The organism is Armatimonas sp. (assembly GCF_043757465.1).
In the GTDB taxonomy this organism is placed as follows: Bacteria; Armatimonadota; Armatimonadia; order Armatimonadales; family Armatimonadaceae; genus Armatimonas.
In genome coordinates, this window is record NZ_JAYVPL010000131.1 from 35520 (window position 1) to 49152 (window position 13633).

At 60.2% G+C, this 13633-nt stretch carries 11 protein-coding genes; 4 read left to right on the plus strand and 7 right to left on the minus strand.

Going from position 1 to position 13633, the window contains the following annotated elements; all coding sequences use genetic code 11:
• Positions 1–173: 173 nt before the first annotated feature.
• Positions 174–1328, minus strand: a complete 1155-nt coding sequence (locus ACH2ED_RS18240; RefSeq protein ID WP_395094137.1) for a Gfo/Idh/MocA family protein — start codon at positions 1326–1328, stop codon at positions 174–176.
• Between the two features lie 71 nt (positions 1329–1399).
• Complete coding sequence (locus ACH2ED_RS18245; protein WP_395094138.1) at positions 1400–2983, minus strand: hypothetical protein; 1584 nt, start codon at positions 2981–2983, stop codon at positions 1400–1402.
• Between the two features lie 107 nt (positions 2984–3090).
• Between ACH2ED_RS18245 and ACH2ED_RS18250 the strand changes: the two genes are divergently transcribed.
• On the plus strand, positions 3091–4122 hold the full coding sequence (locus ACH2ED_RS18250) for an aldo/keto reductase (RefSeq protein ID WP_395094139.1): 1032 nt from the start codon (positions 3091–3093) through the stop codon (positions 4120–4122).
• 28 nt (positions 4123–4150) lie between these two features.
• On the opposite strand, the gene ACH2ED_RS18255 is transcribed toward ACH2ED_RS18250, so the two are convergent.
• From ACH2ED_RS18255 to ACH2ED_RS18270, 4 genes are all read right to left on the minus strand, one after another.
• Positions 4151–5494, minus strand: coding sequence for an MFS transporter (locus ACH2ED_RS18255; RefSeq protein WP_395094140.1), 1344 nt, complete (start codon positions 5492–5494; stop codon positions 4151–4153).
• Complete coding sequence (locus ACH2ED_RS18260) at positions 5491–6735, minus strand: PmoA family protein (RefSeq protein WP_395094141.1); 1245 nt, start codon at positions 6733–6735, stop codon at positions 5491–5493. Before ACH2ED_RS18260 ends, ACH2ED_RS18255 begins: the two co-directional genes overlap by 4 nt.
• A gap of 61 nt (positions 6736–6796) precedes the next feature.
• Entirely contained in the window at positions 6797–8329 is a 1533-nt protein-coding gene (locus ACH2ED_RS18265) for a TonB family protein (protein ID WP_395094142.1), read from the minus strand.
• A gap of 135 nt (positions 8330–8464) precedes the next feature.
• Positions 8465–9700, minus strand: coding sequence for a hypothetical protein (locus tag ACH2ED_RS18270; protein WP_395094143.1), 1236 nt, complete (start codon positions 9698–9700; stop codon positions 8465–8467).
• Between the two features lie 65 nt (positions 9701–9765).
• On the opposite strand from ACH2ED_RS18270, the gene ACH2ED_RS18275 reads away from it, so the two are divergent.
• Both ACH2ED_RS18275 and ACH2ED_RS18280 read left to right on the plus strand, forming a co-directional pair.
• Positions 9766–10581: a CHAD domain-containing protein gene (locus ACH2ED_RS18275; protein WP_395094144.1), complete on the plus strand. Its 816-nt coding sequence runs from the start codon at positions 9766–9768 to the stop codon at positions 10579–10581.
• Between the two features lie 2 nt (positions 10582–10583).
• Positions 10584–11309: a metallophosphoesterase gene (locus ACH2ED_RS18280; protein ID WP_395094145.1), complete on the plus strand. Its 726-nt coding sequence runs from the start codon at positions 10584–10586 to the stop codon at positions 11307–11309.
• Positions 11310–11382: 73 nt separating this feature from the next.
• Here the strand turns inward: ACH2ED_RS18280 and ACH2ED_RS18285 are convergent, their stop codons facing one another.
• Positions 11383–12069 (minus strand): hypothetical protein, encoded by a 687-nt coding sequence (locus ACH2ED_RS18285; RefSeq protein ID WP_395094146.1) that lies wholly within the window; start codon positions 12067–12069, stop codon positions 11383–11385.
• Between the two features lie 205 nt (positions 12070–12274).
• Between ACH2ED_RS18285 and ACH2ED_RS18290 the strand changes: the two genes are divergently transcribed.
• Positions 12275–13606, plus strand: a complete 1332-nt coding sequence (locus ACH2ED_RS18290) for an MFS transporter (protein ID WP_395094147.1) — start codon at positions 12275–12277, stop codon at positions 13604–13606.
• Positions 13607–13633 lie beyond the last annotated feature (27 nt).

Genomic DNA, 13633 nt, shown 5'->3' on the forward strand with positions numbered 1-13633 from the left:
TTCGGTTCTAATAAAATATTTCTATCTCGCCCCGATGAACTGGGGCGTCTTATTGTCGCTTCGCGACACAAAGGCCCTCCGGGCCATGCCGAGCAAAATCGGGTATGGGCGGTACGCCCTTTGTGTCCGAGGAAAGCGGACAATAAGACGCCCCAGTTCATCGGGGCGAAAAATTAAATACTCTTCCAGGAACGGTCATCCGACGAAGCCTTCACCGCGTCGAGCACTCTCTGACACTTGAGACCGTCGTTGAAGTCCGGGTGGAACTCCGCGCCCGTGGTCCAGGCCTGCAACATGTCGTGGATCAAGTTGATAAACGTGTGCTCATAGCCAATAATATGCCCGACGGGCCAGTAGTTGCCCGTGTAGGGATGGCTGCCATCGGTGGTCTGAATGGTGCGGAAGCCTTTGAGCTCCGTGGGATCGTCGTGGTTGTAGTACTCCAGCTCATTCATGCGCTCCATGTTGAAGACAATCGAGCCCTTGGAGCCATTGATCTCAAATTTGTTGTGGTTCTTGCGCCCGGCAGCCAGACGAGTCGCCTCAAAAGTGCCCACCGCACCGCCCGCAAAACGCGCCAGAAAGATCGAGCTGTCGTCCACAGTCACATCCCCCATCTGATCGCTGGCCTTGCCTCCTAGCCGGTCATCGGACTCCGCGAGGATCGGGCGCTGCTTGATAAACGTGTCCATCATCCCGCTCACCTCGGTGATATCGCCCACCAGATAGTGCGCTAGATCAATCGAGTGCGCCACCAGATCACCGTGGGAGCCAGAACCCGCAATATCGCCCTGTAAGCGCCAGACAATCGGGAAGTTGGGGTCGAGGATCCAGTCTTGAAGATACACACTCCGCCAGTGATAGATCTTGCCGAGAACGCCGTCCTGGATCATTTGTTTTGCCAGCTTGATGGCGGGAACTCCACGGTAGTTGAAGCAAGTGGCGTTGCGCACTCCAGCGGCGTTCACGGCATCGCACATCTGCTGCACTTTATCCACAGAACTCGCCAGCGGCTTCTCGCAGAAGACCATTTTGCCGGCCTTCGCAGCGGCAATTGCGATCTCGACATGCGTATCACCCGGAGTGACGATATCAATAATATCAATATCATCACGCTCCACCAGCTTACGGTAGTCTGTCTCGTAGCTCTCGAAGCCAAACTTCTCCGCCGCCGCCTTTACCTTCTCTTCACTGCGCCCGCAGAGCGCCTTCAGAACGGGCTCCACGCCCAGCTCCGGGAAGAAGCGATGGAGCTGACGGTAGGCATTGCTGTGCGCTTTGCCCATAAACTGATACCCCACCAAACCGATACGAACCTGTTTTGCCATGTGTTTGTGTCCTCGAAAAAACGTAGGGATTTATTCGCGCACGAAGCGCTCATTTCCTTCTGGTATCTGTGCTAGAACCCCATAAGTGCGGGGAGGTTGATCGTAAAGCCGAGCTGCTGGTTTTGCCTGCGCCACGTGAGCCGAGGCTCGATAGTTTTCCCGCGCCAGCCCAGTGCCACCTCGGAGTCGAAGAGCTGGTGGCTTTGGATGTCCCAGCGGCCTAGAAGCGCAATCGTCAGGCTGCCTACCTGCGTCTGCCCTCGAAGCTGCGCCTCGTTGACGGCTTCTAGCGTGTCGAAGAGAAAGGGGGACTGGCCCTTTGCACGGCGAAGCGCCAGCCCACCTGAGAGGCCCGTCTGGAGTGAGAAGCCGTAGTCCGTCGAGAACCGCAGCTCCGAGATGCTGTAGTGAGCGTGCGGGTAGCGCTGCTCTGTCTGCCCGAAAAAGACATTTGCCTGCCCCTGCTTACCCAGGCGAAACCGGGGTGCTTCCCAGCCCAGTGCGGCCACCAGACGATCGGCGTTGACCTGCTTCCCGGAGCCATCCAGCCGCTTCTCCTGCGCCGGGCCACCGCCCAGGGTCGCCAGCCAGCCGCCCTCGCCGCGTTGTCCGGGTACCCGCCCAGTGAGCAGCGCTTCGGGCAGGCGCGAGCGCAACAGCAGCCCACTGCGGCGCACGAACTCCCGGTTGGACTCCACGGCAGCATCGAGAGTGAGGCTCGGGGTACTCTGGCGAGGAAGTGGGTTGAGCGTCGCGGGGGAGCTCAGGCTAGCGGCGTAGCGGCGCACCGAGAGGTCGGCGGCGGCAGGGGGACGGGCGACGATAAAAGGCCGTACACGCTCCTCAAAGCTGCGCTCTTTCTGAGTGGCGTTGCGCAGGCCCGTGAAAAGGGAGGGCACTTCCGGCTCTAGCGATTTCGGCTGCGCGAGGAGCTCCCGATGGGCCGTGACGAGCGCGTTCCAGCCCTGTTTGGTAGTGGACTCCACCCGCACCGTTCCGGGTGCCCCCCCAGCCAGTGAGAAGGGCAAGCGCACTCCCACTGCCACACCCGAGACCCGTGAGGTTCGGTAGAGAATCGGCAAGTCAAGGCTCTGCTGCTGACTGCCCTTATCGTACTGAGGGGTGAGCGAGAGCCGTGGCAGGGTGATCAGGCGATTTCTCATCAGCCGCACGGTGGCGTTGTCAAGAAACAGCCGCCCATTTCCGGGCTGGGAGCGCACACGGTCCGCCGAGATCTCGATCTCCCCCCGAGGCTCCGGCCCTGGCACAAAGAGCAACCGCCACGCTTCAGCCCCGGTCTCACTGGAGAAGCGCAGCTCATCTGCCGCAAGATGAATCACAGGTGAGAAGAGTTTCGCATCCGAGAAGAAGAAGCTAAAGCCCTCTTTATCCAGTGATTTTTTCACCAAATCGAGCCCCGTGATCTTGAGGTTCTTCCCCTCGATCCGCTCCGTGCCCAGCTTTGCCAGAACACTCCCCGTAGCGTCCAGAGTCTTGTCCTTGAGCACATAGCGCGCCTTCTCCGACGCGAGCTTCAGGTCTCCCCAGACAAACGAGAACGGGCGATCCCAGCGCACATCCCCGGTCAGGGAGAACTGGGAGGGGTTCGAGAGCACGAACGGTGGCAAAGGAGGCGGTGGTGGCTGATCCAGCATAGTTCGTTATGATAGCATGACTCATGCAGACGATGCCCTTCGACGATGGGGTGCCGTTCAGTAGGCAGGAACTGGGAACGTTTTTCGTTTTCAGGTATATCAGAGGCATGGAATACCGATTTTTAGGTGGCTCGGGCTTTAAGGTGCCCGTCCTGAGCTTTGGCACGGGGACGTTTGGCGGGAGCGGAGCGTTCTTTGAGGCCTGGGGAGCCAGTGATGTGGCGGAGGCGACGCGGCTCGTGGACATCTGCCTCGACGCGGGCCTGACGATGTTCGACTCCGCCGATGTCTACTCCGGCGGCAAGGCGGAGGAGATTTTAGGACAGGCGATCAAGGGGAGGCGCGATAAAGTCCTGATCTCCACCAAGGGCGGCTTTCGCACCGGCCCCGGCCAGAATGAGACCGGCTCGTCGCGCTTTCACCTCACGGAGACGATTCACGCCAGCCTGCGGCGGCTCGGCACAGACTACATTGATCTGTTCCAGCTCCATAGCTTTGACGCCTTCACCCCGGTGGAGGAGACACTTCAGACACTCGACGAATTTGTGCGAGCCGGAAAGATTCGCTACGTCGGCTGCTCGAATTTCTCGGGCTGGCACTTGATGAAATCGCTGGCGGCGGCGGAGAAGTACGGCCTACCACGCTACGTCGCGCACCAGGCGTACTACTCACTCATTGGCCGCGACTACGAGTGGGAGCTGATGCCGCTTGGTTTAGATCAGAAAGTCGGAGCCGTGGTCTGGAGCCCCTTGGGCTGGGGACGACTTACGGGCAAGATTCGCCGTGGCCAGCCGCTCCCGGAGAAGAGCCGCCTTCAGTCCAAAGTGGTCGTGGACAGCGGGCCACCCGTGGACGATAACTATCTCTACGGCGTGGTGGATGTGCTGGACGCCCTCGCGGAAGAGACCGGTAAGACGGTTCCGCAGGTTGCGCTCAACTGGCTCCTTCAGCGCCCCACCGTAGCCACTCTGGTAGTCGGAGCGCGCAACGAGGAGCAGCTCAGGCAGAACCTCGGGGCCGTCGGCTGGAACCTGACCACGGAGCAAGTCGCGCGTCTGGATGCCGCGAGCAACAAGACTAAGACCTATCCGTACTGGCACCAAGACGGCTTTGACCGGAATCCGTTTCCTACCCCCTAACCCCAGTGCAACGGGGGTTAGGGGGAGTTTATTCCGGCAGCGGCTTGCCTCTGGTCTCGGGGGCGAAGGCAAGTCCGATGAAGCCAAAAATATAGATGCTGGCAACGATAGCGGCGGCGATACGGAAGCCGTAGGCGGGGTCGGCGGTGCTGTTGAAGGCTTTCGCCAGACCCCCCAGAGCAAACGGAGCAGCGGCAGCCAGCAGGCGGGCACAGTTGTAGCAGAAGCCGATTCCGGTGGCGCGAAGCCGTGTCGGGTAGAGCTCCGGGAAGTAGACCGCGAACGCTGAGAACGGAGCCAGCGCACAGAAGCCCAGCACGAACGAGAGCGCGTAGGCAGTGTTGAGATCATGGACTCCCCAGAACGCAAGCTGGATGGAGCCGTAGGCCAGCAGCAAAAAGAGCGCCAAGGCGGGCTTGCGGCCCACGCGCTCACTCAGAACCGCATAGCCGAACATTCCTAGAAACGCACCGATATTCTGGAAGATAAAGGCGATACTGACCCACTGCGTGAGCTGCTTTTTCCCCGCCGCCACTTCCATGGCGGACACATTGGGGCCTAGCACGGTACGGATAAAATCGGGAAGAAAAAATCCGACACCCCAGAGACCTCCTACTCCTGCCAGTGCGATGAGTGTCCCGGCGATCGTATTGCGCCGAAGCACGGGATCCTTGAAGAGCGCCGTGATATTGCCAAGTTCGCCATCAGTTTTGGCCTTCTCCTTCGCCTCGTGCCATGCCGCGGGCTCCTTTACCGACGAGCGAATCCAGAGCACAAGCAGCGCGGGGGCGGCACCGACAAAGTACACGACGCGCCAGTCCGCGCCGGCAAGCAGGTTGATCACCGCCGCGCCCATGTTCCCCACGGCAGAGAGCGCTTGGAGAGTTCCCAGCGCCATTGGGCGGGAGCGATTGGGCCAGACCTCAGCCACCAGTGCCGCACCCGCCGCAAACTCGCCCCCCACACCAAGCGCGGTGATGAAGCGGCAGATAAAGTACTGCGGCAGGTTCTGCACTAGCCCATTGAGTCCGGTGAAGATCGCATAGATGAGAATCGTCAGCATCATTGTCCGGGTGCGGCCCAGCTTGTCACCGATCATTCCAAAGATAAAGCCACCAAAGGCCCATCCGATTAGAAAAGTCGCGGTAAGCTGCGCTCCAACAATTTTCGCGGCATCATCCAGGGTTTTCCCCGTGAGCCCCGTGAGCTCCAGGAGCGCCTTGACGGAAGGTGCCCGAACCATATTGAAAAGGTTCTGATCCATCGCATCAAAGAGCCAGCCCAGCGCCGCGATAAGAAGCACCATCCAGGAGTACTTAGGAATTCCCTGATACCACCTCAGGTTTTTATCTTCGTTGCTAACAACACTCATTTGGCAAGCTCGACTTTCGGGGGTGTGGCCCAGGCGTTGAAGCTCTCGGCGGTCTTGGCAGCGCGGGTGTCGCCTTTGTGGAAAAGAACACGGTAGCTAAACGTGACGGACTTGCCCTCGGGAGTCATGAGATCCCCCGCGTGGCGGTCGGTTTTCTTGGTGGTATCGAAGTCGTGCAGACCGAAGGGATTGGCGGCGTAGAGGCCATAGGTGCGCGAGTGCCAGGTGGTCGGGTAGCGCGGGTTGGTGGGCGAGTCAAATATCGCGATTCCAAACGTCTCGCCGCCGGTTTCGATTGGCCCCCAGTAGTCGTGCCACGGCGAGGGTTTGCCCCAGACCGCCGCGTTCTTCAGCCCCTCAGCACTCTCTAGAGTGCCCTTGCCCTCTTTTTCCGCCTTCATGAGCTCGGGGACGCGCAGGGCGAAAGTGCCCTCTTTGGTGTCACCCCAGTGCAGCGGCCCTCCGGTAGCAGTCACGGTGATGGAGAAATCCAGCACGATACTCTCGCCCAGCGGCGTGACCACTATCTCACGAGTGTCTTGCGCGATTGTCTTGCCGTCGGGAGCCACCCAGTCGGTTCGGGTGCCAAGCTTGCCATAGACCGCGCCACTCTCCAAAATACTGTAGCCCGTGTTCACGGTCTTGCCAACGGGATGCTCCGGCTTGCTCGCCGCCTCCGTCCAAAAGTCAACCCCGTTCATCTCGCCGTGGGTAAACCAGAGCCCCCGGTGGTGGGGATGGTCTTTTTCCTCGTGGCCGACATCCTCCAGCGGCCAGCGGCGCGTCAGATGCTTACCGCCAAACGCCTGGATCGGATAGAGATAGGGCTTATTAGGCCCCGTGGTGGTGTCGTAGCGCGTGAAGAGCTGCCCGGCAATCTTGATCTCGGCGTTCTTGCCAACCTCCTTCACCTCGACCGCGCCGGGCTTACCAGGAACCAGAACAAAGAGCTTGGACTCGCCTTTCTTGAGCGCCGGGGCGATAAATGTCAGCTTAACTCTGCCCGCCCCGGCGGCCTCGCTCTGAAACGAGAGCAAGGCGGCTCCACGGGGCACCACGCGCCGCTTCATGAGCTCGCTCTGAGGCAACACAAAGGAGAGCGGCGCGAGTGCGCTGTCCGCTTTCTCGGCGGTGACACGAACAGGGATGCTCTGGGCATCGGCAGCACCTGCGGCCAGCGCGACGCCCGCAACGGCGGCTCCAGCGACGGCACTGCGGCGGAGGAATTCAGGTTTCGGCATGAACCGATTTTCGACAGGGAGAGGAAAAATTCCTCCCCCACCCTGACCCTCTCCTCTTGCATTAGTTAATGTTGATCTTATACCGGAAGGTGAGAGTCTGTTGCGCCTTCTCACCGTCACGCAGAGCGGGACGCCATTTCCAGCGCCGCATGGTTTTCAAGATGAGCTGGTCAACCTCGCGGTTCCCACTCCCCTGAACCAACTCCTCACTGTGGCTGCCATCCGTATCCACCGTGACACGCACGCGCAGATTGACATTCAGTGGCTCTTTTTTCATGTCCGAGGTAAGCTCAGGATCAGGGTCAGAGGTGCGCTCCGCATCCTCATTACGCTTGGTCGGGGCATTTGAGGACGAGGCAACCGTAGCCCTCTGATTAACCACGGGTGCCGTGTTACTGGTCTGCTTGGTATCCACCCTAGCCGTCCCACCCTCCGATGCCTGCGCGGCAGAGCCACCACTCCCGCCACTCCCTGCGCGGCCTGCCTGGCCCTGAGGCCCGCCACCACCACCGGTTCTGGCGACGCTGCCCCCCATTGCTCCCACAGTATTCCCACCCCCCGCAGAGATGCCACTGCCATGCTCAGCCTCGCTCGCGCCACCCACACGCACCGTACTCTCGGTGAGCCTGCCCGGCCCGGTGGCGGGGCCACGGCTTGTGCCTGTGCTAGCGCCAGCACCGGAGACAGACACTTCCCCCACCGCTACCAATCCAATCCCAATTGCGCGGCTCCCTGCCACACCCGCTTTGCCTGCCAACACACCACGGACGCCGGTTCCACCGCTCACACCAACTGATGTGGCAACCGTTCCTCGCGCCCCAGGATCAGACCCTGCCGACAGAGCGGGACTAGTGCGGCCCTCATCAGACACCGCCGAGATCATCGTGGCTTGGGACGCGGGCAAGAGTGTGGCACTCCGAATCGCAGGGCCGCGCCCACGAACCGGGGAGGCGAGAGAGATCGTCGCCATAAAATTAGTCCCGGAGGCGCTCGGGGAAAAGCCACTGTTGCCTCCGCGAACCACCGCGCCACTGGCTCCGGAGACACCCACCCTGTGGGAGATCTCCGTGGGACGATAGTCAGAGGCGCTGGAAGGATTATTTCCTCCCACCGCTAAAGAAGCCACGGAACCTACGCGCTCCGCACTGGCCGCAACAGGAGGAGCCGTCTTAGTGAAAGTTGTCTTAGTGGGAAGCTCTAGGGGTTGCTCCTCGGGCGTCTCAAGCTCAGGGGCGGGAGTCGGCTGAGGCGCTTCCCGCTGCGAATCGGGCACGACTTGCTTTTTCTTGAACTCTGTTTTCTTTATCGTGCGTTTGATTTTTGCCGGGCGATGCTTGGGGAGCGGCGCGACAATAGGTTTCGCCTCGGGCAGGGTGAGCTTTGGACTCTCAAAAGACCACTCTTGCGCCTTTGCCACCACCGTTGTCGCAGGCCGGTCATTGGGTTCATGCAACTGACTGGCGACACTAACACCAACCATTGCGGCAACATTGATTCCCAGCGACACCAGCAAGGACGTAAGAAACCGTCGCCCTGTGTTATCCTCGGGGATGTTGATCAGCTCCGCAATCACGCCGTAGTCAAGAGTTGCCATTTTAAAGTCCTTTATTGCCCAAGATTGTCGTGCTCGAAGTATAGGCACACGCCTTGGCTTTCGCTGTGACGGTCCGCATCCAAGCCGGTGATATTGATCACAGGGCTCTTAAAATTAAAAAGGCAACGCTTGATTTTAGTAAGTATTCACCCCCATCACCAAGTCCCCTTCATCTTGCGCACTCAGAGTCCGTCCCCGCTCCAGTTTCGCCATAAAACTCTGCGAGGGCACCCCCGCTCGCCCGTTATCATCGTCGCCATCGGGCCCGACACTGTAGAGAATAAAGTGCTCCCCGTCTGTTTTGACGCGCAGCGGCTTGTCTTGCCCAAAGGGATCCGTGAAGCGCGGGGCAACCTTACCCGTCCGCAGAAGTGACAGACGAGCGCGCAGCAAGTTCGCTTCAGTGCGATTCTTGGTATCTACAAAGTACGCCTGATCAAAGACGGGCGAGAGAATCTCATTGATCACATCCGTGGGTGCGGGCAAGGAGACACCTCCCTTGCGGTAGGGCTGCTTTACGACTGCGATCAGCTTTGCGTAGTGCCGATCATTATTCTCCGCCGCAAGCCGCTTGGGAGTGAACATCAGCCGTAGCGCCAGCCAGCGCTCACTTCCACTTTCGGTGCCCATTCCTAGCATTTTTGCGGTCTCTAGTGGCCCTTGCTTCGCCATATCCCGGATAGCTTTCTGGCTCCACAGATGCTCCACTTCAAGAGTCTCAGCGAGGAGCCAGCGCTCTTTTTCCAGCGTATCCAGGCGCTCCAGAGTGGCTTCGAGAGTTGTGGCATCCAGATTTCCGACGACTCCCAGGAGAGCATTACGGCCAATCGCCTCGCAGGCCATTCCCACCAGTGCCCCAATTAGCGCCCCCCCTCGTGGTATTTTCATCCCCAGCGCCATCGCATCCGTGGCGCAGCGAGCGGCTTCCGAGTAATTGCCGGAGTCGGCGTGGGTCTTGGCTGCGAAGGCGAGCAGACGGGCTAGCTCACGGTGCTCCGCGTACTCGGGAAAGAGCTGGCTCGTCTCGTAAGTGATGGGCTGACGGTACTCTTGGCTCAGGGCCTGCTGGATCTTGGCAATGGCCTCGGTGTTGGCTGCGAGCAGCGCTTTACGTCCCGCCAGTGGCTGCACTTTTTTTATGTCTTTCGGCGAAAGCTCGATCCCGTCTTTGAGGGGCACCACCTGCACTTTTGCAACCCGAAGCGTGTCGTGGGCATTGGGCACGGGCAGGGTGTGCTGGGGCAAGACCAGCGGCGGGACATCATTGAGACGGGCATTGATAGCCACACCCGCCAGAACCAGCGAGGGAACCAGAATCCCCACCGCAACCAGGGCACGCTCGGAGCGAGAAAAACGTTTGTCAGTACTCATGCTAGAAATAACGCAGCGCGTGCACAACGGGTTACGGCTTTGGGCAATTTCCGATACACTGCCCTATGGAACCCATCACGATGCTTCTGGAACGGCTCACCGCAGCACTACCCCTTGCACTCCAGGGCGACCCCGTCTCGGTGAAGACAGCACGGACAACGGGACGGCGCTTGCGCGTCATTTTGCCGCTCTCCACCACGGCGCTCCCCCCAAAACTCCGCCAGCGCTTGCTCGACGGTACCCGGACACTGACGCGCGCACTGGGCTCCGTGCGTGATCTGGATGCCCAACAAGAGCTTCTCGCCACGGCGGAGATGTCTGCCACAGAGCAAGAGCAGCGCGGCTTTGCCTTCGCACAGCGCATCCTGCAAAAGCGGCGCATGCAGGCGCTGAAGCGTGTTTGCCGCCTGGATGCTGCCGGGGACTGGCTCAAACAGGCAAACCAGGCGCAGGGCACCCTGGTTGCGACAGTCAGTGAAGAACTGCCTGCGACAGCCGAGGAAGTACATGCCGCCGCCGAGTATGCCCTCGCCTTTGATGCGCTTATCCGCGATCCCAAGAATGTCATCGAGCTCCATGACCTACGAATCGCCGTCAAGCGCCTGCGTTTCACCCTGAGCCGTGTTCCGGAAACAACCAAGCCGCTCAAGAAGCGCGTCGCCGCGCTTCAGACGGTGCTGGGAACGATTCACGATCTGGATATCTTGCGTGTCTGGCTGCGTGGGCTGGAGTCCGAGAAAAAGCGCCGCCTGCGCCCGACTCGCTGTGAGCGGGAGAGCCTTGCCACCGTGCGCCGTCGTCTTCAAGGCGAGCGGGCCACCGCTTATCTCGCGTTTCGTGAGCAGTGGGAGCTTGCCCTGCCCGTCCTACGGGAGCTGTAGTCATGGCGTCGGTCTGGGCAATTGGCGATATTCACGGGATGGACTCGCGGCTCAACACGCTGCTTGCGGCGCTCCCGCGCGGCCCCGAGGACATCACGGTCTTCCTGGGCGATGCGATTGACCGTGGCCCGGGCTCACGCGCCGTCGTGAACCGTTTGCTGGCGGAGTACGACGGCGCGCCCGAGCGCACGGTGCTGCTCTGGGGCAATCACGAGGACATGGCGGCGGCCTATCTCACGGGCACGCACCCGTGCAAGATCGCCTACGACGACTTCGACTGGTTTCGCAACGGGGGAATCGAGACGATGCGAAGCTGGGAGCGCGACCCGCCCGCATGCTTCAAGCGCGAGTGCCCCGATGATCTGAGCCGCTACTTCGCCTTGCTAAAAACCTACTGGAAAGCCCCCACCGAGCGTTTCCCCGAGCTGGCACACTGTGTCTGGGTGCACGCCGGGACGGAGCGCGGCAAGCCGGTTGAGGAGACCCACCCGGACACACTGCTCTGGATACGCTGGGAGTTTATCGGCTATGCGGATCGCTCGGGTCGGCTTACCATCCACGGCCATACCCCGACCGCCGAACCCGAAGCCGACCCGTGGCGCATCGGAATAGACACCGGAGCCTGCCGTAGCGGCCCCCTCACCGCACTACAAATGCCCGAGCGCCATATCTGGCAAGCCCTCCCCGACCAAACCCTCCGCGATTTTCCGCTCCATCATCACGGATGACTTCCCCCGCCGCTGAGACGACAACCCCTTTGTGCTACCACCCCAAAATGGATCCAGTGGCTGGGGATAAGGCTCAGGTCACGTTGCAGTACGTACAGCCACTTTCCTGTGCACGCCCCACAGCAAGCACACCTGAGGGCACAAGGGTGACACCGGGGAGGAGGCCCTTTATCCACTCCTGTAGCGTAGTGTCTTTTGCAGCACCAATCTTTTCCGCCGCGACTTCGGAGAAGTGCATGAGCGCCATGTTGCAGCCACAGAGAATCACCCCACGATTTTTCAAGTTATCCATCGCGGCCTCCGCCATGGGGGGGAGTGCAAAACCCTTGGTCGTCGCGTAGATGTTCCGCTCGGCAGGTTTGTTCGTGACCGGATCGGTGACATTGAAGATCTCGCCGAGCTTGTACTTCGCCCACACTGCATCGCTCATACAGATCGCAATCGCGCTGTGACGCAAGACAAGAACCGCGCTAAGCTCTTTGGGTGAGAGGTTGTAGGCACTCTTATTGGTCATTAGCCAGATATGCGTCATGACCAAAGGAAAGCCACTATTGATCTCCATGGCATCGAAAATCTGGCGATGTTTCCCCTTGATGCGCATGAGCCAGGGCTCGGCCTTTTCGACAGGGGCACTAGCATGCGGAGATAAATTAGCGTGGGCAGTAGCTTGCCCCCCTGCGACAAAGGCAAGTGATCCCGCCGCAAGGCGGGCAAGAAAACCACGACGAGGCGTGGATTCAGCTTTGAATTCGTTCATCATCTACTCCTTGGCGCTCCAATTGCGCCCTACCGCCAGGGTGGTATAGGCGACGAGTTATCAGATGTAGCTAGTATTTCGTCGTCTTAAGTGACGGATAGCAATAGTATAACTCAAACGGGTTTGCCCAGCACAAGGAATCTGTCGCGAGACCGGCATTGCGCTACCCCCAAAAACTGGACTACGTAACATGAGCTATAATGCCCGCATGAACGGACAGCGTCGTTTTCTGGATATGAACGGCTACCAGTGGACCGTGCTCTTTGCAGCGTGGCTCGGGTGGGGCTTTGACGTTTTCGATGGGCTTCTCTATGCGCTCGTGGCGGATAAAGCGATCCCCGTGCTCTTACACCAGACCATTGGAGGCCCGGAGGCCAAGGCATCGGTGCCGTTCTGGAATGGGATCATGGGCTCGGTGCTACTGATCTTCTGGGCCATTGGTGGGGTTCTTTTTGGGCGCATCACGGATAAGCTAGGGCGCACTAAGACACTCTTGCTGACAATGCTGATCTACTCGGTTGGCACGGCGCTGTGCGCACTGGCTCCCAATATCTGGGTGCTACTGCTCTGCCGTGTCTTTGTCGCGTTTGGCATCGGCGGCGAGTGGGCGGCGGGCGCGGCGATGGTCGCCGAAGTGGTCCCCGAGAAGCGCCGGGTGGAGGCTGGAGCGCTGCTCTACACATCCGCTCCGATAGGGCTGCTGGCAGCGGACATGATGCGCTACTACATTGTCGGTGGCCTGCTCAAAGATAGCCCCGAGACCTCCTGGCGCTGGGTCTTTGCCTGTGGCCTGCTGCCCGCGCTCGTGGCATTTCTGATACGCATGTTCATCAAGGAGCCGGAGAAGTGGCAGGCGGCGACCGAGGGGGGCAAGGCCAGCCCGAAGATATCCGAGCTCTTCACCCCAGCACTGCGGCGTGCCACGCTGGGCGGAATGGCGATGGCTCTGGTGGCGATGATCACCTGGTGGAGCTGCAACACGTTTGCGTCGGTGATCGCCTCGCAGATGGCCAACGCCGCCGCTCAGGTGCAGAAACTAGACAAGCCCGCGACGCAGGCTCTGGTCGAGAGCTGGAAGTCTATTGCACTCACCAGCTTCTGTTTAGGAGGACTGATCGGGACACTTCTGACGGTGCCTATCGCCAAGTTGTTAGGCCGCCGGGCGATGTTTGCGATTTATTTCCTCCTGGGAGCCGCCAGCATTATCGGCACCTTCGCCTTCCCCTGGCCTGGGGAGATGCGCCTGTACGGCTACTTCCCGATTGGCCTGACGATCTTCGGGGTCTTTGGCAGCTTCACCTACTACTTGCCCGAGCTCTTCCCGACCCGCCTGCGCGGCACGGGAGCAGGCTTTACCTACAATATCGGGCGCATTATCGCCGCCGCCGGGCCATTTACGGTGGGGCTGATCGCGCAGCAAGGCATGGAAGCCGCCTTCAAAGCCCTAGTGATCGTCGGCTGCGTCCCCATAGTCGGTTTATGCTTTCTCCCCTTTATTGTCGAGACCAAGGGCCGCGCGCTGGAAACGCTGGATGAGTAGTCGTACAATTGACAGAAAAGACACTAC

Excerpts from the sequence above, each read along its gene's own strand:
- ACH2ED_RS18280 (WP_395094145.1), top strand. The coding sequence starts at position 10,584 with ATGGCGTCGGTCTGGGCAATTGGCGATATTCACGGGATGGACTCGCGG.
- ACH2ED_RS18285 (WP_395094146.1), bottom strand. The coding sequence starts at position 12,069 with ATGATGAACGAATTCAAAGCTGAATCCACGCCTCGTCGTGGTTTTCTT.
- ACH2ED_RS18270 (WP_395094143.1), bottom strand. The coding sequence starts at position 9,700 with ATGAGTACTGACAAACGTTTTTCTCGCTCCGAGCGTGCCCTGGTTGCG.
- ACH2ED_RS18275 (WP_395094144.1), top strand. The coding sequence starts at position 9,766 with ATGGAACCCATCACGATGCTTCTGGAACGGCTCACCGCAGCACTACCC.
- ACH2ED_RS18240 (WP_395094137.1), bottom strand. The coding sequence starts at position 1,328 with ATGGCAAAACAGGTTCGTATCGGTTTGGTGGGGTATCAGTTTATGGGC.
- ACH2ED_RS18250 (WP_395094139.1), top strand. The coding sequence starts at position 3,091 with ATGGAATACCGATTTTTAGGTGGCTCGGGCTTTAAGGTGCCCGTCCTG.
- ACH2ED_RS18290 (WP_395094147.1), top strand. The coding sequence starts at position 12,275 with ATGAACGGACAGCGTCGTTTTCTGGATATGAACGGCTACCAGTGGACC.
- ACH2ED_RS18245 (WP_395094138.1), bottom strand. The coding sequence starts at position 2,983 with ATGCTGGATCAGCCACCACCGCCTCCTTTGCCACCGTTCGTGCTCTCG.
- ACH2ED_RS18255 (WP_395094140.1), bottom strand. The coding sequence starts at position 5,494 with ATGAGTGTTGTTAGCAACGAAGATAAAAACCTGAGGTGGTATCAGGGA.
- ACH2ED_RS18265 (WP_395094142.1), bottom strand. The coding sequence starts at position 8,329 with ATGGCAACTCTTGACTACGGCGTGATTGCGGAGCTGATCAACATCCCC.
- ACH2ED_RS18260 (WP_395094141.1), bottom strand. The coding sequence starts at position 6,735 with ATGCCGAAACCTGAATTCCTCCGCCGCAGTGCCGTCGCTGGAGCCGCC.